Here is an 18,057-nt window from a genome sequence, read left to right as displayed (position 1 = left end):
CGGCGGGCCGGATGGACCGAGTTTCGTTACACGGTGTAATCGGCGGCGTCGCGGCAGGCGATCCCGCCGACGACCCGACACCGGCGATAACCGGCCATACACATCCCTCGCGATATCCGCCGAAAGACCAGCCGGCAAGTACCGGTCAGTAATTACTGCGCGGTAATTACTGAATGGTAATTACTGGGCGGTGAGGGACCGGTGAACACTCCGTGCGCAAGCCGAACCATGGCTGTTTTGCCATGCAGTTACTCGTGCCACGGACGACTGCGGACTTTTCTTTTTTCTCAACTTCCGATCGAATACGTTCACTTGAACCATCACGCGTGTCACAGGCCACGGGCGTCACGGAAGAGGACGGTCCGCCATGCCCGCACGGCCGACCGCGTCCAGGAAGGACCCCCCACAAGTGACCAGCAAGCCCTGGACGTTCAGGGCCGCGGCAACCGGTGTGGCTCTGGCCACCGCCGCGGCGACGTTCACGATGTCCACCGTCACCACCACGCAGGCCGCCGAAAACCACGGCGCACACGAGCACGGGCACGAGCACGGGCACGAGCACGGGCACGGGCACGACCTCGGCAGCCCGCTCAGCAAGACGCAGGCCGCCCAGCGCGAGGAGGCCCTGAAGCAGGTCATATCCGGCGACACCTCCGTCAAGAACCGCGACGGCTCCAAGGTGGTGCGGCTCACGAGCAAGAAGGGCGACCCCAAGTACGTCGAACTCGGCCGCGAGAAGACCGACCGGATCTTCACGGTCCTGGTCGAGTTCGGCGACCAGGCGGACACCACCTATGGCGGCACGCCCGGCCCGCTGCACAACCGGATAGCCGAGCCGGACCGCAAGAAGAACAACACGACGGCCTGGAAGGCCGACTACAACCGCGAGCACTACGAGCAGATGCTCTTCGGCACGGGCAAGAAGACCGAGTCGATGAAGAAGTACTACGAGAAGCAGTCCTCGGGCCGCTACTCGATCGAGGGCGAGGTGGCGGACTGGGTCAAGGTCCCCTACAACGCGGCCCGTTACGGCTCCAACAAGTGCGTGCCCGACACCTGTGTCTGGCAGTTCGTCGCCGACGGCGTCACCGCCTGGGCCGCGCAGCAGAAGGCCGCCGGGCGCACCGACGCCGAGATCAAGGCGGAAGCGGCGAAGTTCGACGTCTGGGACCGCGGCGACTTCGACGGCGACGGCGACTTCAACGAGCCCGACGGCTACATCGACCACTTCCAGATCGTGCACGCCGGTGAGGGCGAGGAGGCCGGCGGCGGAGCACAGGGCGAGGACGCCATCTGGTCCCACCGCTGGTACGCGTTCGGCGACGACTGGGACAAGACCGGCCCCGAGGGCAACAAGCGCGGTGGCGCCCCGATCGGCGACACCGGCATCTGGGTCGGCGACTACACGGTCATGCCGGAGAACGGCGGCCTCGGTGTCTTCGCCCACGAGTACGGCCACGACCTCGGTCTGCCGGACCACTACGACACCAGCGGCGAGGGCGGGAACTCCACCGGCGCCTGGACCCTGATGTCGGGCGGCTCCTGGCTCGGCCAGAGCAAGACCGAGATCGGTGACCTGCCCGGCGACATGACCGCCTGGGACAAGCTGCAGCTCGGTTGGCTGAACTACGCCAAGGCCACGGCCGGGAAGAAGTCCACGCACAAGCTGGGCGTCGCCGAGTACAACACCAAGGACAAGCAGGCCCTCGTGGTCGAGCTGCCCAAGAAGCGGGTGAAGGTCGAGGTCGTGCAGCCCGCGGAGGGCTCGCAGCAGTGGTGGAGCGGCAGCGCCGACAACCTGTCCTCCACGCTGACCCGTTCCGTGGACCTCACCGGCAGGACCGCCGCGGCCCTGACGTTCGACGGCTGGTGGGACATCGAGAAGGACTTCGACTACCTCTACACCGAGGTCTCGACCGACGGCGGCGCCACCTGGACCGCGATCGACGGCACCGCCGACGGCCAGCCGATCAGCCGTGACAGCGGCGGCAGGCCGGCCCTGGACGGCACGACGGACGGGTTCAGGAAGCTGTCGTACTCCCTGGACGCCTACGCGGGCGAGAAGGTCGACCTGCGCTTCCGCTACAAGACCGACGCGTACGTGGCCCAGAAGGGCTTCGTGGCCGACCGGATCACCGTCACGGCCGACGGCTCGCCCCTCTTCTCGGACAACGCCGAGACCGCGGACCCCGCCTGGACGGCAGCCGGCTTCTCCCGCTTCGGCGGCTCCTACACCACGGAGCACGAGCAGTACTACATCGCCGAGAACCGCCAGTACGTGTCGTACGACAAGACCCTCAAGCTCGCGATCAACTCCACGCGTCCGGGCTGGGTGGAGCGCTACCCGTACCAGAACGGCCTGCTGATCTGGAAGTGGGACACCTCGCAGCTGGACAACAACACCAGCCAGCACCCCGGTGTGGGCCTGCTGCTGCCGGTGGACGCCCACCCGAAGGCCCTGAAGTGGTCCGACGGCGAGCTGGCCGGGAACGACCACCAGACGCACGACTCGACGTTCACCCTGGGCCGCACGGACGCCTTCACGCTGCACTGGGGCAAGAAGGTCACGCTGAAGGTCACGTCGAAGAAGGGCGTGTCGGTCTTCAACGACCGCACCCACACCTACTACGACAAGAACAACCCCACGGGCGGCGTCAAGATCACCAACACCAACACCAGGATCCAGATCGTCAAGGAGGCCAAGGACGGCTCCACGGTCACGATCCGGGTGGGTCCCGCCGGGAAGTGACCGGCAACGCCTGACGGCACCCCGCATCGGCCGTGTCCTCCCTGGGAGGACACGGCCGATGACGTCCGGGCGCTGAGCCCGAGGAGGAAGGCGCCGCCCCCTCGCCCCGAGCCCTCAGGCGTCCTTCCCCAAGAACACCGCGTACTCGTCCAGCAGCCCCAGAACCTCGGCCTCGCCCGCCGGGGGCAGTTGCACCACGGCCTCCTCGATTCCCGACTCCGCGTAGTACGCCAGCTTCCCCGCGCTCGGCTGCACCGCGTACGGCACCACCTGCAACCCGGCGGGATCGCGCCCGGCGTCCGCCCACGCCGCCCGCAGCACCGGCAGCGCCTCGCCGAGCCCCCGCCCCCCGATCGGCAGCCATCCGTCCGCGTACTCGGCGATGTGCGCGAACAGCTTCGGCCCCGCGGCCCCGCCGATCAGCGTGCGCGGCCCCACCACCGGCCCCCGCGCCTTCTGCACCGGCTTCGGGTACGCGGAACTCGCCCGCACACTCCCGAACTCCCCCTCGTACGCCGTCGGTTCCTCCGCCCACAGCGCCCGCATCAGCGCCATGCGGTCGCGCACCAGCTCCCGCCGGGTGCGCCACTCGACCCCGTGGTCGGCGGCCTCCTCCACGTTCCAGCCGTAGCCGAGGCCGAGGGTGAGGCGGCCTCCGGAGAGGTGGTCGACGGTCGCGATCTGCTTCGCGAGGTCGATCGGGTCGTGCTGGGCGACCAGCGTGATCCCGGTGCCGAGCCCCAGCCGCTCGGTGACGGCGGCCGCCTGGCCGAGCGCGACGAAGGGGTCGAGGGTGCGGCCGTACTCGCGGGGCAGGTCGCCGCCGGCCGGGTACGGGGTCGTCCGCTCGACGGGGATGTGGGTGTGCTCGGGGAGGTAGAGCCCCGCGAAACCGCGTTGCTCCAGCTCACGGGCGAGCCGGGTCGGAGTGATCGTCTCGTCGGTGAGGAAGATCGTCACGGAGATGCGCATGTGTCATCTGTAGCCGCTCGGGAGAGGGATGTCCATACCGACCGGTCGGCACTTAGGGGAGCCGGCCGGTCGGCGGCTGCTCGGGGGCATCGGCCGGCCGGAGCACTGCGCGGGGCAGGCCGGTCGGCGTTCAGCGGAGCAGGCCGGTCGGCGGTGGCGTGGTCGCGCGAAGGGCGCGCGTGGCGAGGTCGCCCGTGCCGGCGACGTCGCCGAGGCGGTGGACGAGGACCCATCGCCCGTCGTCGTACGCGACGGCCACGACGGACGAGCCACGGGTGGCGCCGTCGTGCCACCGGAGGGAGGGGCCCCGCAGCCAGGAGGGCGCCGGGTCGCCGAACCGGCGTTCCACGAGCAGGGCGACCAGGAGGTCGGCCAGCGTCCGACAACTGGACCACAGGCCGCCGGCCGGCAGGATCGCACCGGTCAGCGTCCACAGGGGACGCGGCCGGCCGAACAGATCGCGCGGCACGAGCCGTCGCCCTTCCGGTGGAGTCGCCGTCATCGCCCCCGCGCCCAGCCCGAGCGGCAACAGGACGTGCGTGTCCAGCAGTCGCTGGTACGAGCACCCTGTCACGGTGGTGAGCGCGAGCCCGAGCACGGCGTAGCCGAGGTTGGAGTACTCCTCCCGGCCCGACCGCCCGGCCGTCAGCCGGTCCAGGTCGCGCAGCGACTCCCGCAGGGCCGTCTCCGTGAAGCCGGCGTACGGGTCGTCGGGCGGACCGGTGGGCAGGCCGGCGGGCCCGGCGGGCAACCGGGGCAGGCCCGAGGTGTGCTCGGCGAGATGCCGCAGGGTGATGCCGGTCCCCCTCGGCACCTCGTCGAGGCACTCCTCCAGCGGGGTGTCGAAGCCCAGGTCCCCCTCCGCCTCCAGCCGGGCGAGGACGGTGCCCGTGAGCACCTTGGTGAGGGAGCCGATCTCCACGAACCGGTCCGCGTCGTGGCCATGGGCGACCCGGTCGGTGATACCCGCTCCGCCCAGCAGACAGGTCGGTGTCCACACGCGCGCTCTCTCCTGCTCTCCTCGAAAACTGGCGATTCCCTTCCCTTGCCCCGCAGTTCACCACCGCATACGAAGGTGGCACGCACCACGCCACGCACCACCGGCAGCACCACCCCACGCCCCACCCCACACATCGCCACGCACCACGCACCACCGGCAGCACCACCCACGCCATGTCACTCACGACCGACCGGGGAGCAGCAGCATGTGCGACGACCACCACGGTGACGGGAACGGACTCGGAAGGCGCGCGCTGTTCGTGACGTCGGCCGCGGCCGCGCTTACGTTGGGAAGCGTGACCTTTGGGACGAGCGGCGCCGAGGCCGCGGACGGCGAGCAGGAGACAAGGACGATCAGGGGAACCCTCCCCACCGGCTCCCCCGATTTCGTGTATCTGCCGGTCGAAGTACCTTCCGGGGTCCGGGAGTTGAAGGTCTCCTACACCTACGAGAGAACGACCGTCCCGGCCGGCACCACGGGCAACGCGCTCGACATCGGTGTCTTCGACGAGCGCGGCACGGAACTCGGCGGCAAGGGCTTCCGGGGCTGGTCGGGCGGCGCGCGCACCGAGTTCTTCATCCGCTCGGACGAGGCGACCCCGGGCTACCTCCCGGGCCCCGTACGCCCCGGCACCTGGCACATCGCGCTGGGCCCGTACACGGTGGCACCGGACGGGCTGCCGTACGAGATCACGATCACCCTCACCTACGGCCGGCCTGGCGCGATGGTGAAGCCGGTGTATCCGCCGGAGCGGGCCAAGGGCCGGGGCCGGGCCTGGTACCGGGGCGACTGCCATCTGCACTCCTGGTACTCCGACGGCCGCCGTACGCCCGCCGAACTGGCGGCGCTCGCGCGCGCCGCGGGGCTGGACTTCATCAACAGCTCGGAGCACAACACGCAGTCCGCGCACGCCCATTGGGCCGAGCACGCGGGGGACGACCTCCTCATCATGCTGGGCGAGGAGGTCACGACCCGCAACGGTCACGTCGTGGCGCTCGGGGTCGATCCGGGCACGTTCGTCGACTGGCGCTACCGGGCGCGGGACAACCGGTTCGGCAAGTACGCACGGCAGATCCGCCGCGCCGGGGGTCTGGTGGTCCCGGCCCATCCGCACGCCACCTGCATCGGCTGCAACTGGAAGTTCGGCTTCGGCGAGGCCGACGCGGTGGAGGTGTGGAACGGGGCGTACTCGCCGGAGGACGAGGTGGCGCTCGCCGACTGGGACGGCATGCTCGTCGCGGCCGTGCGCGAGGGCCGTCAGGACTGGATCCCGGCGATGGGCAACAGCGACGCCCACCGCGATCCCGACCCCGTCGGCCGCCCCCAGACGGTCGTCCTGGCGGACGAGTTGAACCGGGAGGCGATCCAGGAGGGGCTGCGGGCGGGCCGCTCGTACGTCGCCGAGTCCAAGGAGGTGTCCGTGTCGTTCACGGCGTCCGGGGCGCGGGGCGAGCACGCGGGCATCGGTGAGCGGTTGAAGGTGGACGCCGACACCCCGGTCACCGTCCGCCTGGAGGCGACGGGCTCCGCCGGCTGCACCATCCGCTTCGTCACCGACCAGGGCGTCCTTTTCACCTCGGCCGAGATCCCGGCGTCGGGCACCGGCTCGGCGCAGTGGCGTACGACGGCCTCGTACGCGGCGTACGTACGCGCCGAGGTCCGTCGGCCGCCGATCGTCCCGGGTTTCCCCGGCCCGCTGGCGGCCTTCACCAACCCGATCTTCCTCGGGCGGCGATAGGAGCCGGGGCTAGGTAGGGGGAACCCTCGTACGAAATACTCGTGTTGGGCTTTAGGTTTGGCTCGACACACTACGTGCGTCTGTCTCTGTGACGACGCACCCGCACGGCGGAGGAGACGGCGCCCATGACCGATCACGCGACGACGCCCGACCCGGCGGTGGCTCCGGCGGCGAAGGAGAAGGTCGACACCTCGGTGCCCGCCTCCGCCCGCATCTGGAACTACTGGCTGGGCGGCAAGGACAACTACCCGGTGGACGAGGCGGCCGGCGACGCGTACGCCGGCGCCTTCCCCGGCATCGTGACCATCGCCCGCAGCAGCCGCGCGTACCTGCGGCGCAGCATCCGGCACCTGGTGGAGGTGGAGGGCGTCCGGCAGTTCCTGGACGTCGGCACCGGGCTGCCCACGGCCGACAACACCCACCAGGTCGCCCAGCGCAGCGCGCCGGAGGCGCGGATCGTCTACGTCGACAATGACCCGATGGTCCTCGCGCACGCCCGCGCACTGCTCTACTCCTCCCCCGAGGGCGCCACCGCGTACGTCGACGCCAGCCTCTACGAACCGGAGCGCATCCTGGAGGCCGCGTCCAGGACGCTGGACCTGTCCCGGCCGACGGCGCTGATCCTCAGCGGCATCCTGGGTCACGTCTCCGAGTACGAGGAGGCCCGTGACATCGTGCGCCGTCTGCTCGCCGGCCTCCCCTCGGGCAGCTACCTCAACATCAACGAGGGTTCCCGGGGCACCGATCCCGACTACGAGCGCGCCCAGGACGCCTACAACGAGACGGGCGCCGTCCCGTACTTCCTCCGCCCGATCGACCAGATCACCGGCTACTTCGACGGCCTCGACCTGCTTCCCCCGGGCGTCGTCTCCGTACCGCTGTGGCACCCGGACGACACGACGACGGGCGAGCCGAAGCCGATCGGGCAGCACGGCGGGGTGGGTCGGAAGCCGTAGGGCACGTCGGGCGGCGGGGTCGGGGCCAGGGCCAGGGCCCGAGGTTCCAGTGCGCCCCGGTCCCACCGCCGGCCCCGACTCCGACTCAGACTCCGACTCCGGCCCCGGCCCCGGACGGGTCCCTTGCCGCGCCGTCGTCCGCCAGGTCGGCCACGACGGCCGCGTGGTCGGAGGGCCAGACGCCGTCGACGGGGCCGTCACCCGCCCTCCGCACGGCGCGTACGTGGCCGAGTCCACCGGGCCCCGGCGGTCCGACGTGGATGTAGTCGACCCGTACGCTCGGCCCGTACGACCCGGCGACGTACGGGTTGGCGAGGTCCCAGGTGGCCGACGGGGCGCCCGGCTCGGCGTACTCCCAGACGTCGAAGAAGCACTGTCCGGGCACGGCGGGCGCGGTCTTGTAGCCGCCGAGCAGCCGGATCTCGTCGGAGTCGGGCCAGGCGTTGAAGTCGCCGGTGATCACGGGCGGGTGGCCCGTGTCGCCGCCCCGGTGCCGGGACACGAACTCGGACAGCGCGGTGACCTGGCGGCAGCGCTGCGCGGACGCGGCGGTCTCGGAGCTGAGGTGGGCGGTGAAGAAGGGGACGGGCGCGCCGGGCGCGTCGAGGAGGGCGTAGAGCGCGCCACGCCCGCTGCCGCCCTCCGCCGTCGGCAGCCCGATGGCGTCCCGCTCCAGCACGGGCCACCGGCTGAGCACGGCGATACCGATCCGGACACCCGGGTCCCCGATCCGCCGCTGCCAGCGCTCGGGGTCGCCGTACTCGCCCCAGGTCCAGTGCATGCCGAGTTCCCGGGCGAGCCAACCTGCCAGGTTGTCCCGGTTCGTGCCGCTCGCCTCCCCCTCCCCCTCCTGCTCCCAGACCTCCTGCAACCCGACGACATCGGGGCGCAGTTCACGCAGCACGGCGAGGATCGCCTTCTGCCGCTCCTGCCACGGCCCGAACCGCCACCACAGGTTCCACGTCACGACCCGCACCGACCACCCACCACCTTCGCCCCGCACCCGATCCTGTACTCCGTACCTCCCACGCCCCGAGGAGAACCACGCCGATGTCCCGCGAAACGGATCGCAAACAGCGCGTCGTGACGGCCTTCCAGCGTCACGTCGCCAACCCGCTCCTGCGCAGGGTGCCGCTCCAGACCGTCCTGGAGACCACCGGCCGCACCTCCGGCCTGCCCCGCCGCACCCCCATTGGCGGCCGCCGCGTCGGCGACACGTTCTGGCTCGTCTCCGAGTACGGCGAGAAGTCCCACTACATCCGCAACATCAGGGCCGACCCGTCGGTCCGCGTCCGCATCCGGGGCCGCTGGCACGAGGGCACGGCCCACCTCCTCCCCGACGACGACCCGATCGCCCGCCTGCGCACCCTGCCCCGCATGAACAGCGCGGCGGTACGGGTGCTGGGGGCGGAGTTGCTGACGGTACGGGTGGATCTGCGCGGCTAGGGTCCGTCCGGCGGCCGGGCGCGGGCGGCCTCCCCAGAGGGGAGACCGCCCCTACGGTTCGACGATGTGCCGCAGATAGGCGTGCGGGTCGGCGAGATAGCGGCGCCAGTGATCCACGACGCCGAGCTCCCGCCAGGCGACCCTCCGCATGCCGTGTTCGCCGACCTCGACGATGTCCGCGCCCGGCAGCGCGGTCAGCAGGGGTGAGTGCGTGGCACAGATGACCTGGCCGCCCTCCTTGGCCAACCGGTCGATGTGCCCGATCAGTTCGAGACACGAGGAGAAGGAGAGCGCGGCCTCCGGCTCGTCGAGAACGTAGAGCCCGGCGTGCAGGAACTTGCCGCGGAACGCCGCGAGAAAGCCCTCGCCATGGCTGACCGAGTCCGGTGACAGCCCCTCCCTGCCCAGGGCGTCCAGCGCCGTCTCGGCCCGCAGGAAGAAGCCCTTGCGGGCCGACCAGCTGGTGGCCATACGGCGCCCGCGCGGGGCCGCGTCGAACCTCATCCGCTCGCCGAGCTCCGACTTGCCACGCGGGGAGGCGTAGCGCCAGTCGTGGGAACCGCCGTAGGAGTCCAGGCCGAACCCCTCCGCCAACGCCTCGACCAGGGTCGACTTCCCCGAGCCGTTCTCACCGACCAGAAACGTCACCGGCGCGGTGAACCGCAGCCCTTCCCTGAGCAGCTGCCGGACGCAGGGCACCGACCAGGGCCAGGCGTCCTCGTCGTGCGAGGAGAGGTGGGCATACACGCGTTCGACGATCACTCGACCAGTGTCACCCAGGCCCAGGCCCAGGCCCGGACGGGCAGGCCCAAGCGCAGGCGCAGACCACGGACTACGTGCCGCCGGGTCGTCGGGACCTGGAGTCAGGTGTCCTCGGGCTCCGGCTCGAACGTGAAGTAGATGCTCAGCGTGTAGGGCTCGTCCTCGTCGTGCGCGAAGTCCCATGACACGTCCACCAGGAAGACGTCGTGCTCCCCCACCCACTCCTGAGCCTTCCTGAAGGCGTCGGCGGCGGTCGTGGCGGGAAACAGCTTCCTCGCCATGGGATGCACCTGGGACTCGGCGTCCGTGTCGTCGAAGCCCTCCGGAACGGCCAGGCAGAGATCGGGATCGATTTCGATGGAGTACACCCTTTCCGGTCGGTCGCCGGGACGAGTCGGACGGAGGCCGACCCTCCGATCACGACGCCGGGTAAGACCGCCGCACCCCCGGAACGGTTGCTTCAGCCCGCTACGGCGCCGCAGTCGACCCACAACAACTTCCCGCCCCGCGAGACGCCGAGGTCACGCAGCACGGACACGCCCCGGTCCTCGGAGCAGGCCCGCACGAGACAGAGCCCCCGGCCGCGTTCCGCGTCGGCGTGGACCTCGACGCGTTCGCACTCCGCTGCGAACCCGGGCGGCACCCGCCGGTCCCGGTCCCACACCCCCACCCGCAGCCGCCCGCCGATCCCCACCACCCTCAGGGCGTACTCCCGCGTCGTGTGCTGATGGGCGTTCGTCAGCAACTCGGTCGCCAACAACTAGGCCACCGGGCCGAGTTCCGCCAGATCATGCGCCGCCAGCACGGCCCGCAGGGTGGCACGGCCGACGCCGGGGGAGCGCGGGTCGCGGGGAAGGCGCAGGGTGTAGTCGAGTGACGGCGATACGGTGGCCATGGAAGTCTCCGGTCACTGAGGGGAGTTGGATCGTGTCGTTGAGCAGTCGAAGTCGGGGTCGAGCAGTACCCAGTGGCCGTCGCCGCTCCGTCGAGCGGGGCACTTCTGGGTGGGGCGCCTGAAGACGAAGGTAGCCTGCCCGGCAAAGCCGCTTTGCAAGATTCCAAGGAAATCGATGCGGTTTCCCTCGTGTGAGTGACCCTCAACGACTGGCCGCACCTGGAGGAGCTGCATGACGACCAGGCCGGCGCCGTCAGCCAGGCGCACCCGTGTCGCCACCGAGCTACGGAAACTCCGTGAGCGCGCGGGCATGACCACCACGGAGGCCGCTCGGCAACTGGGCACGAGCACGGGTCAACTCAGCAACGTGGAGTCAGCCCGCTTCGGCGTGAGCGCGGACCGCATCCGCGCCATGGCCCGCGCGTACGACTGCCCCGACCAGGAGTTCGCCGAAGCCCTGGTCGACCTGGCGAGCGATCGGACACGCGGCTGGTGGGAGCAGTACCGCGGGATCCTCCCCGCCGGCCTGCTCGATCTCGCCGAGCTGGAACATCACGCGACCGGCCTGCGAACCGCGTTCACCTCTCACGTGCCGGGGCTGCTGCAGATCTCGGATCACGCACGCGAGATCTTCCGCCACGTGATCCCGGCACCGACTCCACCCGAGGTGGAACACCGTGCGTCCTTCCGGATCAAGCGGCAGGACGTGCTCTACAGATCAGGCGCCATCCCCTACCGGACCGTCATCCACGAAGCAGCCTTGCGGATGAGGATCGGCGGCGCCTCCGTGGCCCGCGCCCAGCTGCACCACCTCATCGACATGAGCGAGCGCGAACACATCACCCTCCGCGTACTCCCCTTCGACGTCGGAGCCTTTCCAGGCTCAGGCCAGTCGATCAACTACGCGTACGGTCCGGTACCGCAACTGGACACCGTCCAACTGGACCAGTTCCACGGCCCCGTACTCCTGGACGCCGAAGCGCACTTGGAGAAGTACCGGCGCCTGTTCGACGTCGTGGAAGGCGTCGCGCTCAGCCCCGCCAAGTCCCGTGACCTGATCCACTCCATCGCCAAAGACCTCTGAGGAGCCCCCATGTCCACACCCCACTGGCAGAAGTCCTCCTACTGCCAAGAAGGCGAAGCCTGCGTCCACATATCCGCCGACCCCACCACCATCCGCCTCATCGAATCCGCCGATCCCACCCGAACCACACTCGACACAACCCCCACCGCCTTCGGCGCCCTGCTGCGCTCGCTGAAGGAACGCCGACGTCGCGACTGACATCCTCCGCGTGCTGACGGGCTCCCGTGTTCAACTGATCGCCGGACGGATGGTCGGGGCGGAGAGGCGGTTCGGAACGTGGCTTCCAGGTCAGTGGCACGGGAGCAGTTGGCGGGTGCGGCGCGGGCCGCGCTGGGCGGCGGACGGCGGCTGGCGGCGGTCGAGCGGGTCGCGGGCGGCAGCAAGAAGGGCGTGTACCGCCTGGTGATGGACGACGCGACGACGGCGATCGCCTACCTGTGGGACGACGGCGAGAACTACTGGCCGGCGGCCGAGGGGGACGACGACCTCACCGACCCGTTCTCGCCCGGCCTCGGGCTCGATCTGTTCGAGGCCGCGCACACGCGGCTGGACGCGCTCGGCGTCCGCGTCCCGGCGATCCGTCTCGTCGATCGCGACGGCGCCCACTGCCCGGCCGACCTCGCGATCGTCGAGGACCTTCAGGGCGAGAGCCTGGAGGAGCTGCTCGCGCGCGACCGGCGGGCGGCCGCTCCGGTCATGGCCCGGCTCGCGGAGTCGCTGCAGGCGATGCGGCTGCACCGGGCACCGACGTACGGCAAGGTCGCCGTGGTCGACGGAGGAGGAACGTCGCGCGGTACGTCGTGTGAAGGGGTCGTTCTCGACCGCGCGCTGCGGGACCTCGCCGAGGCGGCCTCGCGCGATCCACGGATCGCGGACGCCCGCGACCGGCTGGAGGAGCGGCTGCTGGGCCTGGCGGCGGCGGTGCGGCCGCGCGCGGAGTACGCGGTCGTGCACGGCGAACTGGGGCCCGACCATGTGCTGGTGGACGGGGACGGGAGCCCCGTGGCGATCGACATCGAGGGCACGACGTACTTCGACGTCGAGTGGGAGCACGTGTTTCTACGGATCCGCCTGCACGACGCCTACCGGCCCCTGGCCGTGGACGGGTTGGACGAGGACCGGCTCGCGCTCTACATGCTCGCGCAGCGGCTCTCGCTGACGGCGGGACCGCTGCGGCTGCTCGACGGGGACTTCCCCGACCGGGCGTTCATGGCGGGCATCGCCGAGCACAACCTCAAGCAGGCGCTGGCCCTGGTGCACGCCTGATACCCCGGAGTCACACCCCCGGCGGCCGACGCGCGACGAACACGAACTCCCTGCCGGGGCGGTCGGGAGCGTCCCGTACGTCCTCCAGCACGTATCCGTGAGCGGCCAGCTCCACCTCGACCTCGTGCCGCTCGCGGAATCTGAGGGTGGAGTCGGAGGTCAGCTCCTTCTTGTCGCCGCCGCGAGTACGGCCATCGCCGTCACCATCGCCGTCGCCGTCGCCGTCGCCGTCGAAGGTGTAGTGCCAGCGGAAGGTGACCAGTTGGCCGGTGACCTCGGTCAGCTCCACCCAGCTCTCGACCGTGCCGAAGCCCGGCACCTCGGTGACCCGGTACGAGTCGTCGCGATTCCACGCCTCCCAGGCCCGCCTGGCCGGGTCGCGGGTCTCGAAGACCAGACGGCCGCCCGGCCGAAGGGCCTCGCGCGCGGCCGTGAGGGTCCGCCGCCACAGCTCCGGGTCGACGATCGCCTGCGCCACGTTGGCCGTCATCGTGACGAGGTCGACCTGGAGCGGGGGAAGGGCCGTCGCGTCCCCGTGGATCCAACGGACCCGGTCCGCCCCAGGTTTGGCCCGTGCGACATCGAGGGAGGCGCCGGCCGGGTCGACCCCGACGACCTTTACCCCACGGTCCGCCAGCAGCAGCGCGAACACGCCGGTCCCGCAGCCGATGTCCAGCACCTTCCTCGCCCCGAACTCCTCCGCGAGCAGGAGGTAGGCGTCCAGGTCACCGCGATCGGGGTCGAGCGGATCGTAGAGCTCGGCCAGCCGCCGGTCGTGGAAGATCTCGTCAGCCATGCGGCCCACGGTAGGGGGCGAGGCCCGCCACCGATACGGAGGGCACCCGCACCCGCAGCTCCCTCCCCCGACCGGAATTCACGCGACACGGCGCGACCGCTCTGGAACGCTGAGCCGTCGGAGCCCGGGGCGGCGCGCAGCCACCCACCGGGCGCGGAACGCACCATGAACGCTGTACCGGCACTCGATTGGCGTTGGCGGCAGATGAGTTTCACGCTTGAGGGACCGGTTCTGGAGGGCACCCGCGTGCGCCTGGAGCCGTTGGATCACCGCCACGCGGCGGACCTGGCCGTGGCGGCCGAGGAGGACCGGAGTTCGTACCGGTTCACCTGGGTGCCGCGAGCGGCCGAGGTGGAGGCGTACGTCGACGCGCAGCTCTCCCGTGCCGCCACCGGGCAACTGGCCCCGTACGCGCAGATCGAGCAGGTGTCGGGGCGGGCGGTCGGGGCGACGGGCTTCCTGGATCCGCGGCTGTGGCCGACGGAGGACGGCGGGCTGTGCGCCATCGAGGTGGGCTACACCTGGCTCGCGGCGTCGGCGCAGGGCACGGGGCTGAACACCGAGGCCAAGTACCTCCTGTTCCGGCATGCCTTCGAGCGGTGGGACGTGGCCCGCGTCGATCTGAAGACGGATGCGCGCAACGGTCGTTCGAGGGCGGCGATCGAAGGTGTGGGCGCCCGCTTCGAGGGGGTACTGCGCAACTGGTCCCGCTCCTGGGCGCCGGGGGAGGACGGACGCCTGCGCGACTCCGCGATCTTCTCGGTCACCGCGGCGGAGTGGCCGGGCTGCCGGGCGGCGCTGGAGGCGCGCCTCGCCCGCGGGGCCGGCGCCGCCTCCGAACGCGCCCCCGCCGACCACTGACGACTGCCCACCGGCCCCTAACCACCGGGCCACAGCCGACGAGCCCACAGTCCACAGTCCACAGCCCACAGCCCACAGCCCACAGCCCACAGCCCACAGCCCACAGCCACTGAACGAGGTGTCCGAGTACATGACTTCCCGGCCGACGACCGTGTCCATCACGGAGTTCCCCGTCTCCGACGCCGAGGCGGGGCCCTACGGAATCGCCTCCGGGCCGGACGGCGCGCTGTGGTTCACGCTGGTCCACGCCGGACGCATCGGCCGGCTCGCGCTCGACGGTGAGGTCACGTCCTACGCCCTCGAATCGACGACCGGCGGACCGTCGATCATCACGGCCGGGCCGGACGGCGCGCTGTGGTTCACGGAGTTCCGGGGGCATCGGATCGGGCGGATCAGCACGACCGGCGAGGTCACGTCCTTCGCCTTGCCGACGCCTGGGGCAGGCCCGTTCGGGATCGCGGTCGGAGCCGATGACGCGTTGTGGTTCACGGAGTCGGGGGTCGACCGGATCGGCCGGATCACGACCGCCGGGGAGGTCACGGAGTTCCCCCTCCCGCTCACCGGGGCGTTCGCTTCGGCCATCGCGGCCGGGTCCGACGGTCGGCTGTGGTTCACGATGAACCAGGCGAACGCCATCGGCGCGATCACGCTCGACGGGGAGATCACGGTCCACCCGCTGCCGACGCCGGGCGCCGCGCCCGTGGGGATCGCCGCCGGTGGTGACGGAGCCGTGTGGTTCGTGGAGATCGGGGCCGGTCAGATCGGGCGCATCACCCCGGACGGCAAGATCGACGAGTTCCCACTGCCGGACCGCGAGTGCCGCCCCCACGCCATCGTCGCCGACGGCGATGGTGCTTGCTGGTTCACCGAGTGGGGCGCGAACCGCGTCGGTCGGATCACCTACGACGCCGGCCACCCGTCAACCCACGAAGTCCACGAGACCCACGAGACCCACAAGATCTCCGAGTACGAACTGCCGACCCCTTCCTCCGAGCCCCACGGCATCACCCTGGGACCGGACGGCGCCGTATGGACGGCCCTGGAGACCGGCGCCCTGGCCCGTGTCGAGGCGCGCTGCCAGCAGTGAGTCGGCGGACGCGGGCGCGAGGTGCCCCTCACGCCGGGCGGCACGGCAACCTCAGATTCTGCTCTGAACCCGCCTCGCCGCCTTGTTGCCCCTCTCGCCCAGGTGTCACGATCACGCCCTCGCCCACCACCAACGGGCCGAATGACGGGGGTCGTTCATGTCACGAGCAGCACGCGGGCCGCACCGCGCCCTCACCACCGCCTTGGCGCTCCTCTCGGCAGCCGCACTCCTCTCCACCACCGCCTGCACCTCCGAGACCGGGACCGGGGAACGGCAGCAAGGCGCCGAGCAGCGACCGACGAAGGCGCCAGCGCCCCCGGACCCGACCTCGGACTCGGGCTCGGGCTCGGACTGGGACGAGGGCGACGCGCCAGGTCAGTTGGCGGATCGGGCCCCTGACCCCGTGACCGACCGCGTCGTCCTACGCCAGGACAGGACACGGGACAGTGCGCACCTGGAGTTCGGGGCGGCGAGGAAAGGGGAGGGCAAGGGCCTGACCGTGGCCGTGAGCTGCGAGGGCAAGGGCACGGTCAAGGTCGTACTCCGCCCCATGGGCGCCTCGTTCCCCATGGAATGCCTCGACGGTGAAGTGACGAGCGTCAACAACGAGTTCGCCGTCGACGGCTCGACCCGCGCGGGCACGGTCTCCGTCACCGCCGCACCGGGGGTGCTCTGGTCCCTGTCGATGGGCAGAGGCGAGCCGACCCCCGTCGACTGACGCGACCCCGCTGCCCACCGGCCACCGGCCACCGGCCACCGGAGAATGTCAGCCCATGCTGCGGGCCGGGGACTGCTCGTCGTCGAGCTGGTGGTCCGCCCAGACGTAGGTCTCGGGCAGCAGGTCGGTGATCGCGACGGTGCGGAGGTCGTCGCCCTCGCCGACGATGACCTTGAGGGTGGGGAAGTAGTCGAGAAGGACCTGTCGGCATCGGCCGCACGGCGGCACCACCCCTCGGTCGCGGTCGCCCACGGCGACGATCACGTCCAGCTCGTAGGCGCCCTGGGCGGCTGCCGTGCCGATCAGGACCAGCTCGGCGCAGGGTCCTCCGGTGAAGTGATAGGCGTTCACGGCGGTGACGATCCGGCCGTCCCGGGCGCGGGCCGCGGCTGCCATGGTGTGGTTGTCGCCCCGGCAGCGCGTGCGGGCGAGGTGGGCCGCGGCGCGGATGAGTTCGTGGTCGATGCGGTGGGTCTGCGAGGTCATCCTCGAAGCTTCACCCGCCCACCCGCCCGAGCACCAGTTCCGCCAGCTCTCCCGGGCTCGACTCGCCGTCCAGGAACACCGTGGCGGCGGGGAGGGTGTCGGCCGCGGCCGTACACGCCGCGATGCGGTCCTTGCACCACCTGCGGACCCGTTCGTCCTGCTCGGGGGCGTCCGGGGTGAAGCTGCGGCCGTCGATGCGGGTGATCAGGACGTCCTTGGGGACGTTCAGGAAGAAGTGGTGGAGGGGGATGCGGGCAGCCTCGATCGCGCCGAACACCTCAGCCACGTAGTCGGGGTTCACCAGGGTCATCGGCACCAGCACCGGTCGCCGCCGGTACTCCTCCGCCAGCCCCACCAGGAACCCGGCCACCTGCCGCCGCCACAGCCGCAGATCCTGGAAGTCCCCGGTCGGCACCTCCACGATCTCCCGCAGCACGTAACCGATCACCTCGGGATCGAAGACCAGCGCGTCGGGCCACCGCCCCCTCAGCTCCTCCACCAGCGTGCTCTTGCCGCTCCCGAAGGCCCCGTTCACCCACACGATCACGTCGTTCTCTCCCCTGTGTCCTTGCCGCCCTCGTCACGCGCCCGGTCGCCCAGTCGCCCGGGCGAAGTCGGCGAGTGCCGTGAAGTCCGGTTCGCGCAGGCCCAGTCTGGGGTCGATGCGGTGCAACAGGGCGTGTGTGCCGTGGTGTCCGGTGACGAAGGTGCGGTCGACGGCGGTCAGTTCGTCGTCCACCCACGCGAAGGGGCGCCCCGCCGCGTGCTCGACGAGATGCGGTGTCTTCCAGAACAGGCCGGCCGGCCAGGACGACGCGCCGGGCGGCCGGTCCCGGGCCGCCCCCGGCCACTCCACCACCGGCAGTTCCGGCAACCCCAGCACCGGCCCGATGTAGGTGTTCGCCTCGGCGCCCCAGGTCGTCGCCCACACCAGGTCGAACAGTCGCCCCAGATCCAGCAGCCGCCGCCCGTGCTCCTCGTTCAGCCACACCCGCAACGGCTTGACGTACGCCGCCGGCTCGCCCGGATGCTGGTCGAGCCAGCCCTGCGGCTTCATCCGGTGAGTCGCGTACCCGGCGGGCCGCCGCTCCGGCTTCGCCGCGTACGGGTTCAAGGGCCCGTCCACGTCCAGGTAGAGGAGAGGACGCCGACCAGTCCCACCCGCTCCCACAGACCGACCAGAACCACCAGAACCGCCAGAACCACCAGACCCACGCATTCGAACATCATTGCGTCTGCGG

General features: G+C 71.0%; 21 protein-coding genes. 10 read left to right on the top strand and 11 right to left on the bottom strand.

Annotated features, from left to right (window positions below; translation table 11 throughout):
• Window positions 1–409: 409 nt before the first annotated feature.
• Entirely contained in the window at window positions 410–2,749 is a 2,340-nt protein-coding gene (locus RM704_RS27240; protein WP_033531854.1) for an immune inhibitor A domain-containing protein, read from the top strand.
• Window positions 2,750–2,863: 114 nt separating this feature from the next.
• On the opposite strand, the gene RM704_RS27235 is transcribed toward RM704_RS27240, so the two are convergent.
• Window positions 2,864–3,721 (bottom strand): LLM class F420-dependent oxidoreductase, encoded by an 858-nt coding sequence (locus RM704_RS27235; RefSeq protein ID WP_033531853.1) that lies wholly within the window; start codon window positions 3,719–3,721, stop codon window positions 2,864–2,866.
• A gap of 130 nt (window positions 3,722–3,851) precedes the next feature.
• Window positions 3,852–4,721 (bottom strand): serine hydrolase domain-containing protein, encoded by an 870-nt coding sequence (locus RM704_RS27230; protein WP_033531852.1) that lies wholly within the window; start codon window positions 4,719–4,721, stop codon window positions 3,852–3,854.
• A gap of 205 nt (window positions 4,722–4,926) precedes the next feature.
• On the opposite strand from RM704_RS27230, the gene RM704_RS27225 reads away from it, so the two are divergent.
• The gene (locus tag RM704_RS27225; RefSeq protein WP_033531851.1) at window positions 4,927–6,459 is read left to right on the top strand and encodes a CehA/McbA family metallohydrolase; all 1,533 of its coding nucleotides are present in this window, start codon (window positions 4,927–4,929) and stop codon (window positions 6,457–6,459) included.
• 125 nt (window positions 6,460–6,584) lie between these two features.
• A complete protein-coding gene (locus tag RM704_RS27220; RefSeq protein WP_052146498.1) occupies window positions 6,585–7,415 on the top strand; it encodes an SAM-dependent methyltransferase in 831 nt (276 codons plus the stop codon).
• 85 nt (window positions 7,416–7,500) lie between these two features.
• On the opposite strand, the gene RM704_RS27215 is transcribed toward RM704_RS27220, so the two are convergent.
• A complete protein-coding gene (locus tag RM704_RS27215; RefSeq protein WP_033531850.1) occupies window positions 7,501–8,391 on the bottom strand; it encodes an endonuclease/exonuclease/phosphatase family protein in 891 nt (296 codons plus the stop codon).
• 74 nt (window positions 8,392–8,465) lie between these two features.
• Here RM704_RS27215 and RM704_RS27210 point away from each other — a divergent pair, with 74 nt between their 5' ends.
• Window positions 8,466–8,861 carry a nitroreductase/quinone reductase family protein gene (locus tag RM704_RS27210; protein ID WP_033531849.1) on the top strand — a complete coding sequence of 132 codons (396 nt, stop codon included), beginning with the start codon at window positions 8,466–8,468 and terminating at the stop codon, window positions 8,859–8,861.
• Window positions 8,862–8,912: 51 nt separating this feature from the next.
• Here RM704_RS27210 and RM704_RS27205 read toward each other — a convergent pair whose 3' ends face one another.
• The 4 genes from RM704_RS27205 to RM704_RS27190 form a co-directional block, all read right to left on the bottom strand.
• On the bottom strand, window positions 8,913–9,623 hold the full coding sequence (locus RM704_RS27205) for an AAA family ATPase (protein WP_033531848.1): 711 nt from the start codon (window positions 9,621–9,623) through the stop codon (window positions 8,913–8,915).
• 101 nt (window positions 9,624–9,724) lie between these two features.
• Entirely contained in the window at window positions 9,725–9,991 is a 267-nt protein-coding gene (locus tag RM704_RS27200; protein WP_311591332.1) for a hypothetical protein, read from the bottom strand.
• Window positions 9,992–10,083: 92 nt separating this feature from the next.
• A complete protein-coding gene (locus tag RM704_RS27195; RefSeq protein ID WP_311591331.1) occupies window positions 10,084–10,383 on the bottom strand; it encodes an ATP-binding protein in 300 nt (99 codons plus the stop codon).
• Window positions 10,384–10,518, bottom strand: coding sequence for a hypothetical protein (locus RM704_RS27190; RefSeq protein ID WP_311591330.1), 135 nt, complete (start codon window positions 10,516–10,518; stop codon window positions 10,384–10,386). It abuts the gene before it with no gap.
• A 232-nt stretch (window positions 10,519–10,750) separates the two neighbouring features.
• On the opposite strand from RM704_RS27190, the gene RM704_RS27185 reads away from it, so the two are divergent.
• From RM704_RS27185 to RM704_RS27175, 3 genes are all read left to right on the top strand, one after another.
• Window positions 10,751–11,602 (top strand): helix-turn-helix domain-containing protein, encoded by an 852-nt coding sequence (locus tag RM704_RS27185; RefSeq protein WP_033531846.1) that lies wholly within the window; start codon window positions 10,751–10,753, stop codon window positions 11,600–11,602.
• A gap of 9 nt (window positions 11,603–11,611) precedes the next feature.
• On the top strand, window positions 11,612–11,800 hold the full coding sequence (locus RM704_RS27180) for a DUF397 domain-containing protein (RefSeq protein ID WP_033531845.1): 189 nt from the start codon (window positions 11,612–11,614) through the stop codon (window positions 11,798–11,800).
• A 93-nt stretch (window positions 11,801–11,893) separates the two neighbouring features.
• A complete protein-coding gene (locus RM704_RS27175; RefSeq protein ID WP_033531844.1) occupies window positions 11,894–12,868 on the top strand; it encodes a phosphotransferase family protein in 975 nt (324 codons plus the stop codon).
• A 10-nt stretch (window positions 12,869–12,878) separates the two neighbouring features.
• Here RM704_RS27175 and RM704_RS27170 read toward each other — a convergent pair whose 3' ends face one another.
• Complete coding sequence (locus tag RM704_RS27170) at window positions 12,879–13,664, bottom strand: class I SAM-dependent methyltransferase (RefSeq protein WP_033531843.1); 786 nt, start codon at window positions 13,662–13,664, stop codon at window positions 12,879–12,881.
• A gap of 204 nt (window positions 13,665–13,868) precedes the next feature.
• Here RM704_RS27170 and RM704_RS27165 point away from each other — a divergent pair, with 204 nt between their 5' ends.
• The 3 genes from RM704_RS27165 to RM704_RS27155 all read left to right on the top strand — a co-directional run bounded on the left by RM704_RS27165 (window position 13,869) and on the right by RM704_RS27155 (window position 16,330).
• Window positions 13,869–14,525, top strand: a complete 657-nt coding sequence (locus tag RM704_RS27165; RefSeq protein WP_033531842.1) for a GNAT family N-acetyltransferase — start codon at window positions 13,869–13,871, stop codon at window positions 14,523–14,525.
• Between the two features lie 130 nt (window positions 14,526–14,655).
• Entirely contained in the window at window positions 14,656–15,612 is a 957-nt protein-coding gene (locus RM704_RS27160) for a Vgb family protein (RefSeq protein ID WP_063774538.1), read from the top strand.
• A gap of 157 nt (window positions 15,613–15,769) precedes the next feature.
• Window positions 15,770–16,330, top strand: coding sequence for a hypothetical protein (locus RM704_RS27155; RefSeq protein ID WP_033531841.1), 561 nt, complete (start codon window positions 15,770–15,772; stop codon window positions 16,328–16,330).
• 48 nt (window positions 16,331–16,378) lie between these two features.
• On the opposite strand, the gene RM704_RS27150 is transcribed toward RM704_RS27155, so the two are convergent.
• The 3 genes from RM704_RS27150 to RM704_RS27140 are packed head-to-tail and all read right to left on the bottom strand — an operon-like array spanning window position 16,379 to window position 17,942.
• A complete protein-coding gene (locus tag RM704_RS27150) occupies window positions 16,379–16,816 on the bottom strand; it encodes a cytidine deaminase family protein (protein ID WP_033531840.1) in 438 nt (145 codons plus the stop codon).
• Between the two features lie 10 nt (window positions 16,817–16,826).
• Complete coding sequence (locus RM704_RS27145; RefSeq protein WP_033531839.1) at window positions 16,827–17,363, bottom strand: P-loop nucleotide/nucleoside kinase family protein; 537 nt, start codon at window positions 17,361–17,363, stop codon at window positions 16,827–16,829.
• 33 nt (window positions 17,364–17,396) lie between these two features.
• On the bottom strand, window positions 17,397–17,942 hold the full coding sequence (locus RM704_RS27140) for a hypothetical protein (protein WP_311591329.1): 546 nt from the start codon (window positions 17,940–17,942) through the stop codon (window positions 17,397–17,399).
• Window positions 17,943–18,057: the final 115 nt, after the last annotated feature.

The organism is Streptomyces gottesmaniae (assembly GCF_031845845.1).
Taxonomy (GTDB): domain Bacteria; phylum Actinomycetota; class Actinomycetes; order Streptomycetales; family Streptomycetaceae; genus Streptomyces; species Streptomyces akebiae.
This window is presented reverse-complemented; position numbering and strand designations above follow the sequence as displayed.

Coding starts and splice junctions, on each gene's coding strand:
- RM704_RS27235 (WP_033531853.1), bottom strand. CDS start 3,721: ATGCGCATCTCCGTGACGATCTTCCTCACCGACGAGACGATCACTCCG.
- RM704_RS27225 (WP_033531851.1), top strand. CDS start 4,927: ATGTGCGACGACCACCACGGTGACGGGAACGGACTCGGAAGGCGCGCG.
- RM704_RS27220 (WP_052146498.1), top strand. CDS start 6,585: ATGACCGATCACGCGACGACGCCCGACCCGGCGGTGGCTCCGGCGGCG.
- RM704_RS27210 (WP_033531849.1), top strand. CDS start 8,466: ATGTCCCGCGAAACGGATCGCAAACAGCGCGTCGTGACGGCCTTCCAG.
- RM704_RS27190 (WP_311591330.1), bottom strand. CDS start 10,518: ATGGCCACCGTATCGCCGTCACTCGACTACACCCTGCGCCTTCCCCGC.
- RM704_RS27185 (WP_033531846.1), top strand. CDS start 10,751: ATGACGACCAGGCCGGCGCCGTCAGCCAGGCGCACCCGTGTCGCCACC.
- RM704_RS27180 (WP_033531845.1), top strand. CDS start 11,612: ATGTCCACACCCCACTGGCAGAAGTCCTCCTACTGCCAAGAAGGCGAA.
- RM704_RS27170 (WP_033531843.1), bottom strand. CDS start 13,664: ATGGCTGACGAGATCTTCCACGACCGGCGGCTGGCCGAGCTCTACGAT.
- RM704_RS27165 (WP_033531842.1), top strand. CDS start 13,869: ATGAGTTTCACGCTTGAGGGACCGGTTCTGGAGGGCACCCGCGTGCGC.
- RM704_RS27160 (WP_063774538.1), top strand. CDS start 14,656: ATGACTTCCCGGCCGACGACCGTGTCCATCACGGAGTTCCCCGTCTCC.
- RM704_RS27155 (WP_033531841.1), top strand. CDS start 15,770: ATGTCACGAGCAGCACGCGGGCCGCACCGCGCCCTCACCACCGCCTTG.
- RM704_RS27150 (WP_033531840.1), bottom strand. CDS start 16,816: ATGACCTCGCAGACCCACCGCATCGACCACGAACTCATCCGCGCCGCG.